Source organism: Burkholderia sp. AU33545 (genome assembly GCF_020419685.1).
Lineage (GTDB): Bacteria > Pseudomonadota > Gammaproteobacteria > Burkholderiales > Burkholderiaceae > Burkholderia > Burkholderia diffusa.
Genome location: NZ_JAIZRQ010000001.1, coordinates 236,944 through 253,341, shown reverse-complemented (window position 1 = coordinate 253,341; position 16,398 = coordinate 236,944). Strand labels below are relative to the sequence as shown.

Sequence of the window (16,398 nt, the reverse complement as noted above, 5' to 3'; positions counted from 1 at the left end):
ATTGTTCTCAGGCCTGCGGCCCTTCTTCTTTCACCCGCGCGTCATGTGCCGCGCCGACATGGTCCGCCGATCTGCCCGGGAGTACGCGGACCGATTCGATCGCATCCGGTCCGGAATGCGCGAGCCGGACCAGGAACGCATTGATCGCCTCTTTCGGCGGCGGTTCGTGCCCTTGCGCGAGGCTGCCGAGATGCAGGAAGAGTCGATCTTCCAGCCATCCCCAGAACTCGGTTCCACGAACGTCGCGAAAATTCGAATTCGACAGGAATGGCTTTAGATGGGATTCGGTGTGCCAGTCGGTAAAGTTCTGCAGATAGACCACGCGGTTCCTGTCGCTCGGATAGACCCTCCACAGGTCAGCCACGGCCACCTTCTCGAGCCTTTCACGCAGCGTCCCGAGATCCTCCGTGCCAAAGCACACGCGACCGAAATTCCGTACGGCCATCTCCTCGAACGCGAGAATCGAAGTCTGTGGATTCCATACGAAGGCCGTCGAGTCGGCAAACCTTGTCGACAGATACAGCGATGCGAAACCGCCTCCCGATCCGCCCCAGAAAACCAGCCTTTCGGGAGCAAGAACCGAACGGACCTTTTCCGTGACCAATTCATACAGATACTGCAGCGGCGTGGTTGAAGTGCCGACGTGCCATGCAAGCGTCAAATCAGGATCCAGCAGCAATGCAGGATCGGAGAAGATGAGGACGGAACTGTTCACATCGTTCATCATCGATACGCCACTGAACACGGGCAGCTTGAACACGTCCGAGCGTGGGGCATTGCCGTGAAGAAAGCAAAATAGCGCCGGGCTGCGCCGATCAACGAGCAAGAACTCGATCAACAAGTCGTTGACGGGTATGATGTGCGCGCAATTCTGCAGCGTAGTCGCAGACAGAAACTCGCTAATGCTGGCCCACACCTTCGGCGGATATCGCGCGGCATCGCGGGCATTTTCATACCGCGCAGCCAGTTGCTCGGCAAGAGGACTCTTCAGTGCGACAAATGAGCGGAGTCGGACGACGTCGCCGGCTCCCCACGTCACAAGCTTGAAGCGAACGATACCAGTGAACGGAGTCGCCTGGACGAATTCCCAATCGACGGACACGCGCCCTGCGCGAGTCGGCACGTATCGATACCACCAGCCATGATGGGAATGTACAAGTCCCAATCGTTCAGGTTCGTCCGGTGGCTCGCTGAATTCGAACTGGATCAATGCGCAATTGGTCGCGATTTGCGGCCCACATGCCAGATCCATGCAGATCGAAAAGCGTTGCACCCCCGCTATATCAAGCGAAAACCGAACACCTGCATCGGATAGCTGAATGCCATCAGGCGAGTGATAGCAGTTTGGAGTGTCGTTCATAAGCCGAAACCGTAAATCTTTGAAAAGCCGTACGATGGTGGGAACCGGCCGATCAATTCGTGAAGAATGGATCGGATTTGTTCGCGAATGCACGTGCCGCGGCGGAGCAGCCATCCGGATCAGTGCCGTTCAACACCACGATCGACGATAATTCTCCGGCAATCGACCCGCCGCTCAGATCGATACCCGTCGTCGGAGAGATCTCACCGAAGTCGTACGTACTCCAACCTCGCACCTTTGCATCCTGCTCGCCGCGGTAGAAGTCTGCATCCTGCGACGAGTGAATGATCGCGCCGTCAAACGTTTCGCCTTGCAGGCGGATGATTCCCTGTTCCGCGTGTGCCGAAATGTTCGGCGCAAGCAAAAAGCGCTGTACTGCAGCGGCAAGATTCGGCGATCTGACCATGTCCACGATGACGACCTCACCGATCCAGTGGACAAACACGAATCTCCGGAAGCTCGTCCAGCACCCGGGAACGGAGTACGCGCACTCGATGCGCACGCCGTCGTCGCTTTCCTCGAACCGTTTGATGCTGCCCGACACCGGCCCATACTTCGCGATAAGTTCGTATCGCGGCAAGCCATCGAACTGCGACAAAAACACGCCGCTATGGCCAGCCGACGACGTGATGCAGCGTGTATGCGGATTTCGCTGATCGTATGAATAGCTGCCGCCATCGATAAACACGTCCTCACCCCTGTACTGCAGATAGATCGCCGTGTCATCCATGTGCTTATGCCAGTTCGTTCTACCGCCGCAGATCAATGACATATAGAAGTCGTCGCGCTTGACGACCGCAAATCCTGACTCGAAGAAGCAGAACGACTCATTGACGGAGCTGACGTGCGAGTCATAGCGCGGCGAGTCGCCGATGGGCGGGATCTTGCCGTTCGGGAAAATGGCCAGCTGCAGTGCGCGCATTGCATTGCCGAGTACGGGCTCGATGTCTGACCGCATCGATGCGGCAACCCCCAGTCTTCCGAGCGCATCGTGAATCTTCGTATACAGCGACAGATTGAAGTTGTGGTAACCGATCGTGTTCTCGTTGCACAGCCCGTCTTTATCGAAGGATTCTTCCAGCAAGGCGCGCACACGACGCAGCGCCGTTTCCAGATAAACCGCCCCGGCCTCATTCGACAGAAGCGAATACGTAAACATCAGGGACATGCAGCCCATGAGCTGATGATTCCCAACGCCGAGATTGGCCTCCTCTGTCAGCCACTCGGCGCAGTAGTGCATTTCCTCGAGCAACCTCGGCAGCAGCGCGACTCCTCTCGGGTATTTCGATTTCCTGACAATTTGATGCAGCGTCAGCATCACTTTCAGGCGCTCGGCCGTGGCGTGATCGGCAGACGCAATGTTATCGACTCCGGCACGATGCTCGGCGACGGCCACGTAGTCGAGATAATCCGACGTCAGCGACAACGCGAGGTCCAGCGACGCGGAATCGTTGGTTTTATGGTACGTCGCAAGCAATCGTCCGATATAAATCAGCGAGTAGTACCACATGCGTACCGAGTTGTTCGGCAGCTCCGAGTTCCAGGCAAACGTCTTGTTCAGTTCAATATCAACCGTCGCCGTCGAATACGGAAACGACATCTTGACGATGTTTCCCAACAGCCACCCGTCACCCAAAGGCTGATACTCGTCGGCAAGACAGACGCGGTCCAGGGCCGCATCTTCCGTCGGAACAGACGCCATGAAACGATCTCGCGTTACGAATATTCCCTGGGATTTGTTCCGCACAATCAGATCCGGACGCAAACCGGCTTTGCCGAACTTCTGGAACGTCTCGGTCAGACCACGAACGTTGCTCACCCCTACCGGTGTCAATTTCTCGACCACCAACAGACCCCGGAAGAACAGCGCGTCATCGTCACTGACCTGGAAATATCCCAGCACGCGGAAATCGCTGCCCTTGAATGCCGTTTCGAAACCGTCGTTCGATATGGGACTCCGCTTGAAACGCCGTCGCATGTAGTTGCAGAGCCCATCATCGATATCGGGAATCTGATCCGGAAAAGGCACCGCGAAACAGCTTCCCTCCATCCAGTCGATCACCGTCTCGCTCAATCCGCGCGACAGATAGCGTTCGAACTCCTGATATACGGGCATCGGCAGACGCGCGACGCGCCGGCCGATGCGGCTCTCGATCGCCTGCATGACATCGCCGCTCACCTGCTCGCGCATAAACGTCCAGTTGTCGTCTTTCACCTTAGTCTTGAAGGACGGCACCGAAGGTGCGGTTGAACCATCGATCGTCAACCGATTCCGTCTATGTCGCTCGTACAACTCCACCACGCTGTCGTACGTCATGAAGGCGGTATCCCGGAACCCGACGCTCTCCTTGAAATGATTGATCCCGCCCTGAGATTGTCCGATGTAGAGATAGTTGAGGACGCGTACCTCAGGCTGATGCCTGATGAGTTCGTCCACGACATGAAACACGTTGAGATTCATCGCGCCACTGCTCGCGTGATCTCGATGGCACAGCAGGTGATTGACCTGCGCAAGTTCGCCAAAGAGAAAAAGCGTGACATACGCGACCAGCCGATCGTCCTTGAAAACGCCGTAGAATCGCTCGGTATGCAGCCGGCAACCGACGGAACTCGGCTTCAGCACGTGCTCGGGCGGATTCTTGTAGTAGTACTCGGGAATTGGGCGACCTTGCCGCATCGGATCCGACGTTCGAATCTCGTAAATGTCCTGTCCATACTCGTCAGGATCGATTGCACGGAATTCGTAGCCGAGTCGCCGGGCCTTTCGCACCATATTTCGTGACTTGTCGCCGATATCGGACCAGTATGCGTCGATAGATTCCGGAATCTCGAGCATCGCCGGCCGCGCGCGTTGAACGCTCGCCAGGATCAGCTCCCCGGTGTCGCGTTCTACATAGACGTCGTCGCGTCCGAACTCGAAGCGCTTCGTCCGCTGCTCGTATCCATCCATCGAGTCCAACCATTTATTGCAATGTACGACGCATGCCGCACCGCATGCATGCTTCGCGAGCAGCAGGTTCGCAGCAATCGGCCGCTGCTGCTGGACGGCAAGCGGATCCCATTTTCTGACAATGCGACGCGGGCGAGCAGACAGGAATCGAAAGCCGCCTGCTTCGACACCCGTCACGCGAACGTCGTCGAGCACGACGGGCTGCGCACCGATGCCCCACAGCCGGATGTTGACCGACGTGACTTCCGGCAGGATATCGAATGCGTGGCAGAGTCGCTCGTCCTGCACTGACGGCTTCAGGTACTGGTAGTAGCCACCCTTTGTCGGCACGAAGCCGATCTCCGTCGCGCGCTGCTCGGTCAGTGCATCACCATTGATGAGGAGAATCAGATTCGTGCCATCCGGCAATCCTCCCAAGATCGTCGCACAGAGTTCGACCGACGTCTTCTCTGCGACGCTCGCCGTGCAGTAGATCATCGAATTTCGCTCGTTCAATACGACGCGATCCAAATATCGGTTAGCCATCTTTCCCCGCAACAGTTCCTGTGAAGGTGCGGTTCCAGTCGTCAACCCGCACCATTGTCCCTTTCAGACGCACCTCTTCCGGGCATGCACGATTCCCGATGCAACACCACGAGTCATCGCGAAGCCGATGTCCGTCGCGATCAGGCCTCTTCCGGCTTCCCTGTAAAGCACGCCATTTCTCGTCGAATCATCGCGTCGTAATCGCTCTGCCGTCTCACGCGTCGCGCCGCATTAGCACTCATGCTCGCAAATAGCCGCGGATCCTGAATGATCGCCAGCAGTCCGTCGGCAAGTGCTTTCGCATCCTCCGCCGGCGCGAGCACACCGCATGTTTCGTCGACGAATTCCGGGATGGCCGCAACCGCATTGGTAACCGGGACCAAGCCCGACGCCATCGCTTCGTCCCGCGACACGCCCTGCGTATCCATTCGCGACGGGCACAGAAATATGCCGTACTCCTTGTGCAGACCGGCAATCTCGCGTTGCGTCAGGAAGCGTCGTTCGATCAGGACATTCGAGAATCCGCGAAGCGGCGCAACGGTCTCGTCGAACAGCGCGCCGTCCCCGATCAGGTGGAATTGCATCCGGTCAAAGTTCGGCGTGCCCGACAGTGCAAGAATCGCAGCGACGCTCAGGTCATTGGCATAGACTTTCGATGCATACGGCCGAATTGACAGCACCTTCCAGCGCAGGTCGATGTCCTTCTCAACATAATCGAATCGCGTAGTATCGATCGGGTTATGGATGACGCTGTACGCTGCGTCCGGCAGCTGCAACCCGAGGTCTTCCATCGCAGTTGTCGCGAGATACTTCGAGACGAAGACGAAGTGCAGCGACGGTGGCCGCTCCGTCAGCAGATTCCGCCAGAATTCCGACCGCCGCTCGCTCTTCAGCGCAGCGGCGGAACGTTGCTCGTCGTCATAGAGGAATGCGCGACGCTCGAAGCCCTGAATGTCGGCGCCATGAACCCACACGACGATCTTCAATCGATCTGCGTAAGGTTTCAGCGCACGCCACATCGCATCATCAAGGAAGTGGACAAGCACCGAGCGATACCGCCCCGACTGCAGCAGTCTGTCCAGCACCTCCGCGCCGCCAGTCATCACATCAACGTTCTCGAACTCCTGGTATTCCACCGTTTGTTCTTCACGGAAGCGGAAGACATCGCAGCGCACGCCATGCGCGCGATACGCGCGTACCCGGCTATGCACGAACGCATTGCGATACAGGTCGTCGTAGGACGGATAGTGGTTTGTAAGTACGAGATGTTCGCCTTGAGAAAACACATCCGCAGGCAGGAGCGAGCGGTGACCGAGCAGCAAGGATTGCACGCGTGCGGAACCGCCGGCATAGACTCGCAAGCCAATCCTCAGATACTTGGTTCCCGCCGGCACCTCGACATCGTGATTGCGATTCGAAGCCTTCACGACATGGCCAATTCGCGTCTTTTCGCCATTGAGATACAGCACGACAACCTGGACGTTCAGACCGGGGGAAACTTCAAGGTGGAACTGAAGTTTCCCGTTATCGACCAATAGATCGGACGGAGAAAAGTCGCGAATGGCATACCAATATTCGTGCGAGCCATCCGGCAACGCCGAATCGATCTGCAGGCAGCCGCCGCGCTCGACCATCGACACGCGGCTGTTCGCGGGCGCCTTCGTCAGTAGCGATGCGAGATCGCTGCCGCGCAATTGCGGCAGGGCATTGCTATCAAGTTGCTCCGGTGCGACTGCTTCGGCTCGCTGCTGCATTTCATCAAGCGTCAGTCCGTAGTCGGACAGAACCACATCGTCGACGGTCGCACGCCCGGCGTCATCCAGCGCGACTCCACTTCTGCAGTAGTTGAATTCGTCGATGGCGAAGCACGATTCGTGCTCGAACCGCGCGGTATACAGTTCCCTCACCCAGTCGCGCAACGATACCTCAGGCAATGTGTCGAAACGCGCGATACCCGACCGTGCAGCAATCTCGGCGACAGACGTATATGCTGCATCATCCCGAAGCAGCGAAAGGCCGTTGCTGTTCGACCATACATACTGAGCAACCTTGCCGATCGCCCGCGCCTGCGAGTAACGCGTCGCAAGCGCGAGATCCATCAGATAGTGGGCGCCGTAATAATCGTCCGCAACCATCACGGCAAGCCAGGCAGCCGGTTCTGCCAGCGTCTGCAACATCACCGTATCCGATTCACGCGCAGACAACACACGCACGGCACCACTGTCCGGAACGCCGGCCGGGTCGAACTGCTCCGGCACGACGAGCACCAGCGTTTTCGCCTGATAGTGCTGTCGTTCGAACGCGCGCAGGAGGCAATCGGCTTGCGCCTGATCCTTGGCGTGTGCAATCACAATGATCTGCGGAAGCAGCGATGGCAACGTCTCCTCGCTGACCTTCGAGATGACGTAAGCAAGTCGATCCTGATACGTATGCTCGAACATCACCTTCCGAAGCGCGGCAAGGCGGAGCTTGCGCGCGCCTGCTTCGTCACCATTCAATGCGTCGAGACGTCGCCGAATCTCAGCACCACTATCGCTCGTCACGACCAGATCGCCGAACATGAGGCGGACGCCGCGCGAGAAGTTGCTGATGGTGATCGTATTGGACGCCAGCAGTTCATAGACGCGACGCGCGAACATCGACTGCGACTGCTTGATCGAGTTGAGGTTGATCGCGTATCGATAGCCTTTGTATGCCTTGTCGATCTCCGCGTATGGCAAATTGCCCACGACAAACGGTTGGTATTCGCCCGGAAACTGGTAGTTCGCGTCACTTTTCCCGTAATTTCTGTCGTAGATTTCCAGCGGTCGAAACTCGGGCAAATTGACAATGAAGTTCCCTAGGTCCCGCGTCCGCTCCGGATATCGGACGTAATAGGCGCCGGCAAAGCAGAAAGCGTCTTTCCGTTCGTACTTCTCGACGGGATTGTTGGCGAGCGGCTGAGCTGCAAACGGCAACAGATAGACCCGGTCGTGGCCGAGTGCAGCCTTGTAGCGATGAATGCAGTCGATATCCGTCGTAAAGACGAAATCGAACAACTTCGCGGTCGTCAGGAACGTCTCGAAATGCACCGGATCTTCCTTGTTCCAGAAGATCGTCGGAACCTGGTGATCGCGGCACCATTGAACAATATCGAGGACTTCCTGACTCAGGTGGCCAACCTTGCTGCCCCAGAGATCATCTTTTCCGCGCCACGCGGATTCGATGAACAGCATGTCGGGATTGAATGCATTCAATTCGATCTGCCAATGGGCGGGTGTCAGTTGCAGCAGGTTGCACTCCGGATCGTACGAACCGAACGTGAACTCGTCCATGATCGCCGCAACCTTCAGTTGCTTCATACGATGCGCAAGCTGCTGCCCGTCGGCATCGTGCAGACCCTGCAGCCGCGCACGCGTGGCGATCGCGACATGCTCGGCCGCTTCTCCACGCGGGGAAACTGACGTAGTTGGCAGCGTCGCACGGACGTTCGGGCTCTTCAGTACTTTGGCTTGCCTGTCGTCACGGCGTTGCTTCGACAAACGGTGAATCTCGAGCAACTTGCCCGGCAGCGCGAAGAACCCGCCCCACGACTTCGTGCCGAATATCAGCGCATGCCCAAGCTGAAACGACAGCGTGTTTTTTGTCCGAATCACCTGCTGATTTGCCGCGATCAATTGCTGACGCAACCGTTCAATCTGCGCGTTCGCCTCGGTGAGCGCCATCCTGTTGCGAACCGCATCGAGCTTGATTTTCTCGAGGTTCGCGGACAACGACTTGCTTTCCGAGCGCAGCACGGAGAGCATCGAGCCAATTTCCTGCCGCTCGATCGCGCGAGCATTGCGTTCGGACTCCAGATCCGCAATCTTCTGCTCGAGTGCCGCAACGCCAGTAGCACGCAATTGTTCCTGCTGTCGGGCAACATCCCTTGCCGCGTCGACCTCGCGCGTCAGCCTGCCGATCGTCTCGCCATGCCGAGAAAGTTCGGCCGTGAGCGCCTCGATTGTTACACCAGTGTCCGTCCGGTACTGCCGGAAAGTCTCCTCCTCCCGCTCACGCAACGCCTTCAACCCGTCGAATCGGTTCGTGAGATCGGTAATCGTCTCCTGATATCGGGTGACCGCGACGTTGCTAACGGCGTGCCGCGATGCCCGGCCGGCACCGACACTTGTCGTGGCGATCTGAGGCCCGCGCAATCGAGCGATTTCCGCCTCGAGCCGCGACACAAGCTCATCCTGCGCAGATCGTTCAGCCCGCAATGCCTCACTTAGCGCGGCATGCCGGTCGCGCTCCCGTCGCAAAGCGGCAACCTCGCCACGATCATCAAGCGCACCGACATCGACCTTCACGCTCATTCCAACTTCCCCGCCTTTTCAAATTCGTCTTTGCATTCCCGCCCCACGAACGGAGCACCGATACGAGCAATTCAACTCCAGATGCCCTTTGTATCGACGAGTCGCTGCGTGTCGCGCAGAGTCGGCTTGATTGACTTGAATCGAGTGTGATCAACCAGCATGACGAGAACGTCGGCGCGTGCCAGCGCTTCATCCACATCGATCAATCTCGCACCACTGAACTCGAGCTTCTCCGGAATCGCGTCGATATGCGGTTCTACGACGAGGACTTGCTCTGGATATGCGTCGGAAAGCTTGTGCGCGATATCGAGCGACGGGCTTTCCCGAAGATCATCGATATTCGGCTTGAACGCAAGACCGAAGCATGCAATTCGGATGTCGCGCCGGACCTTTCCGCCCTCACACAGCGCATCGACCGCGGCACGGACCTTGTCGATTACCCAGTGCGGCTTCGAATCGTTCACTTCCCGAGCCTGTCGGATCAGCTTCGCCTGGTCTGGCGTTTTGTTGACGATGAACCACGGATCGACGGCAATGCAGTGTCCACCGACGCCCGGCCCCGGCTGGAGGATATTGACGCGCGGATGGCAATTCGCGATGTTGACGAGTTCCCATACGTTGATGTCGAGCTTGTCGCAAATGAGGGAAAGCTCGTTGGCGAACGCAATATTGACGTCGCGAAATGCATTCTCGGTCAGCTTCGACATCTCGGCCGTACGAGCGTCCGTAACCAACAATTGACCGTTGACGAACGTGCGGTAGACTTCTTGGGCACGTACGGCGGAAAGCGGATTGACGCCACCGATCACACGATCGTTTTCGATCAGTTCGCGAATGACCTGACCGGGAAGAACACGCTCTGGACAATAAGCGACATAGACGTCGCATTCGCCCCCGCCCTTCACGGGAAATACCAGATCCGGACGGGCACGCGCCAGCCATTCCACCATCTGTTCGGTCGTACCTACCGGCGAGGTCGACTCGAGAATGACGATGTCCCCCTTCTTGAGCACCGGCGCGATCGATTCGCTGGCTGCCTTGACATATGACAGGTCCGGCTCGTAGTTACCGTCAAACGGTGTGGGCACCGCGATCATGAAGGCGTCCGTAGCTTCCGGCCGGGTCGTCGCGCGCAACCATCCTTCCTTCACGGCCGCATGCACGACGATATCCAGTTCCGGCTCGACGATATGAATTTCGCCCCGATTGATCGTATCGACGGCGCACGGGTCGATGTCGACACCGACCACCTTGATCTTGCGCGATGCGAGTACGGCCGCGGTCGGAAGGCCGATGTATCCGAGCCCGATGACAGATATGGATTGAATGGTATTGTTCACGGAACGTCCTTGAAGATGTGTGGAGGCGCGGCGGCTCGTCGGCATGCCACGCGAATCAGCGCTGATCGGTCACAGTCACCGCGCGGCATCAACCGGCGAATGCCCGGGCCGCATCGAGAGCTGCAGAGCACGACTCCGGATCGTTGCGGTCGCTTTCGCCGACAAGATGACGAACGATGCGCTCGCATGCACGGCCATCGCCATACGGGTTGTGCGCACGCGCCATTTCCCCATAGCGCTCCGAGTCATCGAGCAGTTCCCGGCAGGCTGTAACGATCCACCCCGTGTCGGATCCGACTAGCCGCACCGTTCCGGCAGCAACCGCTTCAGGCCGCTCCGTGGTGTCACGCATGACAAGCACGGGCTTGCCGAGTGATGGTGCCTCCTCCTGAATACCGCCCGAATCGGTCAGGATCAGCGTCGACCGTGACATCAGATAGACGAAAGGCAAGTAGTCCTGCGGACTCAGCAGATGGACGTTAGGCAGGCCCGACAGTATTTCCTCGGCCGGCTGCTTGACCTGCGGATTCAGATGAACCGGATAGACGAAATCGACGTCCGTGTAGTGCGCGGCCAGTTGACGGATTGCGTTGCAGATATTCCGGATCCCTTCCCCGAAGTTTTCTCGGCGATGAGCCGTAACGAGCACCATGCGGCGCCCGTCCCCGAGCGTCGGAAATGCATCGCGCATCTGGCGCTGCAGGACCTGATCGTGCTCGAGCCTGCGCGTAACCGTCAGCAGCGCATCGATCACGGTATTGCCCGTCACGATGATGTCCTCGTCGCGAACACGTTCGGCGACGAGGTTCTCGCGCGACGCCTCGGTCGGCGCGAAATGGATGTCGGCCAGCTGGCCTGTCAGCTTCCGATTGCCCTCTTCAGGCCACGGCGAGTACATGTCGCCGCTACGCAGTCCGGCTTCGACGTGGCCCACCTTGATCTTCAGATAGAACGCCGCCAGCGCGCTCGCGAACGTGGTCGTCGTATCGCCGTGCACGAGCATATAGTCGGGACGATACGAGGCGAGAACGGGCGTGATCTCGTTCACGATGTCGCACGTTATCGACTGAAGCGTCTGCCCCGCCTTCATCAGGTTCAGGTCGTAATCCGGCCTTATCTCAAAAAGATCGAGCACCTGGTCCAGCATTTGCCGGTGTTGTGCGGTGACGCATACGCGACAATCCACACCCGGCGTCCCCCTGAGCGCGTGTACCAGCGGCGCCATCTTGATCGCCTCCGGCCGCGTGCCAAACACGGTCAGAATTTTCATGATAATTATCGTTGCTATTATTTTACGAGCCCCCGAAGGAGCAATCTGCCGGTGCGCTCGTGCCAACGAGCGTCCGCGGCCCTCTCGGCGTCACGTGACGCGCTCTCTACGCGTCACGTGACGTGCTGCAATCATCACCAGAAGATCAGCTTCGCTGCCACCGCCATCTGATACAGGATCTGTGTAATCCCGCGCGTGATCTCGATACTCTTCGACTTCACCTTCGGTAACACCATGAGTTCATCGCCAGCCTCGACCTTCGTACCGCTGTCGGCCAGTTCGGCCTTGCCGTTCTGATGAATCACGATGATCTTGCTGTTGTCGGCTTTCTGCGTGTAGCCGCCGACGTGCCCGACATAGTCACTCGCCGTCATGCCCGATTGCCATTCGACCGCGTTCGGAAAGAGCACCTCGCCATGCACCATGACGACACTAGTTCTTTCGGGGATGTTGATGACGTCGCCATCCTCCAGAATCACGTTACCCATCGTCTGCTCGTTGAGTACGACCTGTCCCTTGAACTCGGTCTTGCTCGCGAGCGCAGCAAACTTCGTGATGTTCTCTGCTTCCTTCGAGCGCAGATTGGCCTCCTCGCTCGTAGCGGACGGTGCGGACAACGCCGCCTCCTGAAGCTTCTGCAGTTCGACACCCAGCATTTCCTTTTGCCGGTCCGCGACCGACTTGCGGAACAACTGGGCTTCGTCCACGCGCGACAGCGGATTGGTGCGGACCTGGTTCAGCACCTGCGCCATCGTCGAACCGTACGGGAGCACCAATGCGTGTTCTCCCGAATGCGCTCCCTCGACACGCACCTGAATCGTGCCGGCATAGCGATCCGAGGTGACCGTGAGCTGATCGCCGTCGTTGAGCCTGACGTTCGACGCATTCGAAATCGCGTAGTACTCGGTGGTCCGCTCGGTGCCTTGGCGGCGTACGATGCTGACATGCGTTGCGCCCGGTTTCGGACGCGCAACCGCAAGTGCCTGCTGAAGCGTAATGACCGGCGTGGCGAATTCGAAGTCGTATGCGTTGTAGACCTCACCCCGTACCGTGAAGACGTGTTCCCGCGGTCCGACGACAATCACGTCGCCATCGGCCAGTTGCAACTGGTCGATCTCGCCATTCAGCAAGAAGTCGTACAGGTTGAAGCGCTTGCGCACTACCGCGCCACGCTTGACCATCACGTCGACATAACTGCCTCGGTCGACGTCGACGCCACCGGCCTTGTCGAGGTAGGACAGGATGCTTTCCGACGCAATCCCGCCATACATGCCCGGTTGCTTGACATATCCGGTGACGAAAACCTTCACCGGCTGCGCGACGTCCAGGCTGGCATAGACGTTCACGTTCGCCTTGTAGACCTTGCGCACTTCATTCAGCACGCGCCCGTTCAAATCGGCATTCCGAACACCCGCGACCGTGACCGGCCCGACATTCGGCACGAAGATATTTCCTTGCGGATCGACGGTCAGCTGGCCGTCGAATGCAAACGCACCCCACATCCGCAGCGTCACCGTATCCCCGATGCTCACCTGATAGCTCGGATTGAATCCGGTCCCACGGCTGTTGTGGAATGTTCCGCCAAACAACTGCGAGCCAAACATGCTGTTCGGCGCCTGCGGGGCAACACTCACGTCGACCGGGCTCGGAGCCGCCCCCCCGGGTCCGGCTTGCTGGCGCGACATCCTGCCGCCTTGAAGCATCATCGCCCCAGCCGCTACGTCGTCGGGGTTGTATCCGAAACCCGTCGAGGCGACACCGCGCTGTCCACCGTCGGTAGCAGCTTTGGACGATGTCGAGCCACTGTCGCCATCGGTCCCCGAGAGTCCGAACAGCGTATCGCTGATCCCGGCCCAACTCGCCGTGCTCGCGACGCCCAGAACCAGGGCAACCAATGCCTTTCGGCCTCTTGATAGATTGATCATCTGAATATTTGCGTTCGTCGATGCCTGTTTGCATTCGCCACCCGGTCAATGGCAACGACGCTGTACAGCCGTTCAAGTTCGTGCGCACTGCCGACCCGATACGAAATCGCGGCAGCAACCTTATGCGTTACGTCCGGTGATCTTCGATAATCGCTTGTCCCAGCTTCGCGACACCGAACAGCAACAACAATCCGACAACGAGAGACATCATGATGTGAAGCTTGCGTGGGTACTCGGCCTCTTCCGGCAGGTTCGGCGCCACGATCACGGACAAGCTCTTCGCCTTGTGTCCCGATTCGATCCGTGCCTTTTCGAAAGTCGATAGCGATACCTTGTACAGGTCGGTCGCGAACTGGAGACGAGACTTCAGTTCCGCGTACTGCGCGGCTGTGCGGTTCATCTTGCCGTCGCCAGGCGCACTGAGCTTGGCTCTCTCGACAGCGATCTGCGCGACAAGCGCCGATAACGCGTTACGTTTCGCGACGACCGGAGGTGCGTCGTCGTTCATGTACGTCTGCAGGTTGCGCAACTCAGCTTCGAGTTCTGCCTGCTTCGACTGCATTTCAACCACCATGCGCCCGCCAGCTTCGGCACTCGCCGTCGGGTCCAGCATGCCGGTCTTGTTTTCGAAGGCGAGTACGGCATCACGGGCCGTCTTGACCTCGTCATACGAGCGGTCGATTTCCTCACGGGCAAAAAGCATGTCATTACGCGAAATGCGATGCGACAGTTCGTTCAGGAAAGCTTCGCTTTCGCTCAGCAACGTTCGATTGAACGTCTGCGCGAAGGCCGGCGACAGGCCTTGCGTCCGAATCGTCAGAAGCCCCGTCTTTTCGTCTACTTCAACGCTGACGCGCCGCAAGTAGTACTTCAGTGTTTCCTCTCGCGTGGCATGCGGTGAGAGCCGGTTGAGCAAGTCGAGCCCGACATGGCCGAACGCGTCCTTCAGGTGCAACCGAGCATCCACTTTCGCCAACATGTCGGGCGATTCGATGTACTGCCTGAGCACGACCGCGTCGTCCCGTGCCGACGCATCGCCACCGCCCCCAAGCAGCGCTTGAATATTCAGCCCCGTCCCTACGGAGCGCCCCGAATCCTTGACCAGCACCTGCGATTCACTGACGTAGCGATCCCGCGAAACCAGTCCGAGATACAACCCGCAAACGACAAGCGGTACCGCGACAAGCGACACCTGCAGCCGCTGCCTGCGCAGCTTCCCCAACCAATCAGACATTGTTCTCTTGCTTGTAAACTTCGATTGCCTCATTCACGTCGGGGTAGTACGTGACTTTCCCGTTGCCGATCAGCAATCCGACATCGCAGATCCGACGGACCTCGTCGAGACCATGCGACACAAAAATGAACTGGCTGACGGCGCGCCTGGCCATCATCAACGCCTCGCTTTTCTTTCTAAAGACGGCATCGCCAACCGCCGTCACCTCGTCAATCACGTAGTAGTCGAAGTCGAACGCCATCGACAGCCCAAATCCCAATCGGGCCCGCATACCAGTGGAGTAGCTGCGGATCGGCATGTCGAAGAATTTGCCGAGTTCGCAGAAGTCCGCGACAAACTGCACCTTCTCCGCCAGTTCGCCCTTGCTCGCGTACAGGCGCGCAACGAACTTGACGTTCTCGCGCCCCGTCATGCTGCTTTGAAATCCGTTCGCAAGACCAACCGGCCACGAAATGCGCCGGTTCGTCACGACCCGACCGCGATCGGGACGATCAATACCGCCGATGATGCTGAGCAGCGTGCTCTTGCCTGCGCCGTTTCGCCCGATCAGGCCAATACTTTTCCCTGACGGCACTTCGACATTGACGTCCTTGAACACGTAATGTCGCCCCGACGGCGTCTTATACGATTTCGTGAGATTCTCGAGTCGAATCATGATCGCAGCAGGGATGGTTCACGTGCCTTGTACAGGGCCATACCAGCGAACAGGACGACAAGCGCACAGAACGCCGGGTATACGAGGCCGACGTTTTCAACCGCATACGCCGGTACGATCGTATGCCGCAACAATTCGAGAATATGAACAAGAGGATTCCACAACACCCAGCCGCGGTATTCCGCCGGAATGGTCGTTAGCGGATACATGACCGCACTGGTGAAATAGAGGGGGCGCATGAACAATGGGATGACCTTCTCGCTGACCGGAAATTCGTGGCCTATAACCATGAAAATGATCCCGACACCCAGCCCTAGAAGCACAAGTACCGCCCAGATTCCGGCGAGTTCCGGAATATCGCCCAGTTGAACCGGCTGTCCGCCGAGACCGAGAACGATCAACAATACAACCAGGACAACCGCGCTGATAATGCATTCGAGACCAGCACGCGCAATCAATGTGTCGAGCGGATGCACCGGACGATAGCTCAGCAGCCCGAGATTCGCCTCAAGCGCGTTCAACGACCGCAGCGCGATGTTGATGAACATGAAGTACGGCACCAGGCCGCAGATGAGAAATACGGGAAACGAAATATCGGGCATCGTATGTTTTGCGATCAAACCAAGGATCGCGAACAAAACGAGCATGTGAACGATAGGCTCGAGAAACACCCAAAGATACCCGAGCCGATGCTTGCCGAACCGCGTTTTCAGTTCGCGCAAAAACAATGCATAAACGACTCTTCGCTGAATAGCAAACGCTTCGCCCAGCCTGGAATCCCCATTTGGCGGTTCTGCCATACCCA

Annotated in this window: 9 protein-coding genes; all 9 read right to left on the bottom strand. The window is 58.2% G+C overall.

Going from position 1 to position 16,398, the window contains the following annotated elements; all coding sequences use genetic code 11:
• Window positions 1–7: 7 nt before the first annotated feature.
• The 9 genes from LGM71_RS01105 to LGM71_RS01065 all read right to left on the bottom strand — a co-directional run bounded on the left by LGM71_RS01105 (window position 8) and on the right by LGM71_RS01065 (window position 16,393).
• Complete coding sequence (locus tag LGM71_RS01105) at window positions 8–1,360, bottom strand: hypothetical protein (protein ID WP_226113622.1); 1,353 nt, start codon at window positions 1,358–1,360, stop codon at window positions 8–10.
• Between the two features lie 52 nt (window positions 1,361–1,412).
• The gene (locus LGM71_RS01100) at window positions 1,413–4,787 is read right to left on the bottom strand and encodes a heparinase II/III family protein (protein ID WP_226113620.1); all 3,375 of its coding nucleotides are present in this window, start codon (window positions 4,785–4,787) and stop codon (window positions 1,413–1,415) included.
• Window positions 4,788–4,975: 188 nt separating this feature from the next.
• The gene (locus tag LGM71_RS01095; protein ID WP_226113618.1) at window positions 4,976–9,169 is read right to left on the bottom strand and encodes a glycosyltransferase; all 4,194 of its coding nucleotides are present in this window, start codon (window positions 9,167–9,169) and stop codon (window positions 4,976–4,978) included.
• 71 nt (window positions 9,170–9,240) lie between these two features.
• A complete protein-coding gene (gene wecC / locus LGM71_RS01090) occupies window positions 9,241–10,554 on the bottom strand; it encodes a UDP-N-acetyl-D-mannosamine dehydrogenase (protein ID WP_226113610.1) in 1,314 nt (437 codons plus the stop codon).
• Window positions 10,555–10,597: 43 nt separating this feature from the next.
• The gene (gene wecB / locus LGM71_RS01085; protein WP_226113608.1) at window positions 10,598–11,779 is read right to left on the bottom strand and encodes a non-hydrolyzing UDP-N-acetylglucosamine 2-epimerase; all 1,182 of its coding nucleotides are present in this window, start codon (window positions 11,777–11,779) and stop codon (window positions 10,598–10,600) included.
• Window positions 11,780–11,913: 134 nt separating this feature from the next.
• A complete protein-coding gene (locus LGM71_RS01080) occupies window positions 11,914–13,704 on the bottom strand; it encodes a polysaccharide biosynthesis/export family protein (RefSeq protein WP_226113606.1) in 1,791 nt (596 codons plus the stop codon).
• 127 nt (window positions 13,705–13,831) lie between these two features.
• Window positions 13,832–14,938 carry a lipopolysaccharide biosynthesis protein gene (locus LGM71_RS01075; RefSeq protein WP_226113604.1) on the bottom strand — a complete coding sequence of 369 codons (1,107 nt, stop codon included), beginning with the start codon at window positions 14,936–14,938 and terminating at the stop codon, window positions 13,832–13,834.
• Window positions 14,931–15,593 (bottom strand): ABC transporter ATP-binding protein, encoded by a 663-nt coding sequence (locus LGM71_RS01070; protein WP_226113602.1) that lies wholly within the window; start codon window positions 15,591–15,593, stop codon window positions 14,931–14,933. Before LGM71_RS01070 ends, LGM71_RS01075 begins: the two co-directional genes overlap by 8 nt.
• A complete protein-coding gene (locus LGM71_RS01065) occupies window positions 15,590–16,393 on the bottom strand; it encodes an ABC transporter permease (protein WP_226113601.1) in 804 nt (267 codons plus the stop codon). The genes LGM71_RS01070 and LGM71_RS01065 overlap by 4 nt, the downstream gene beginning before the upstream one ends.
• Window positions 16,394–16,398 lie beyond the last annotated feature (5 nt).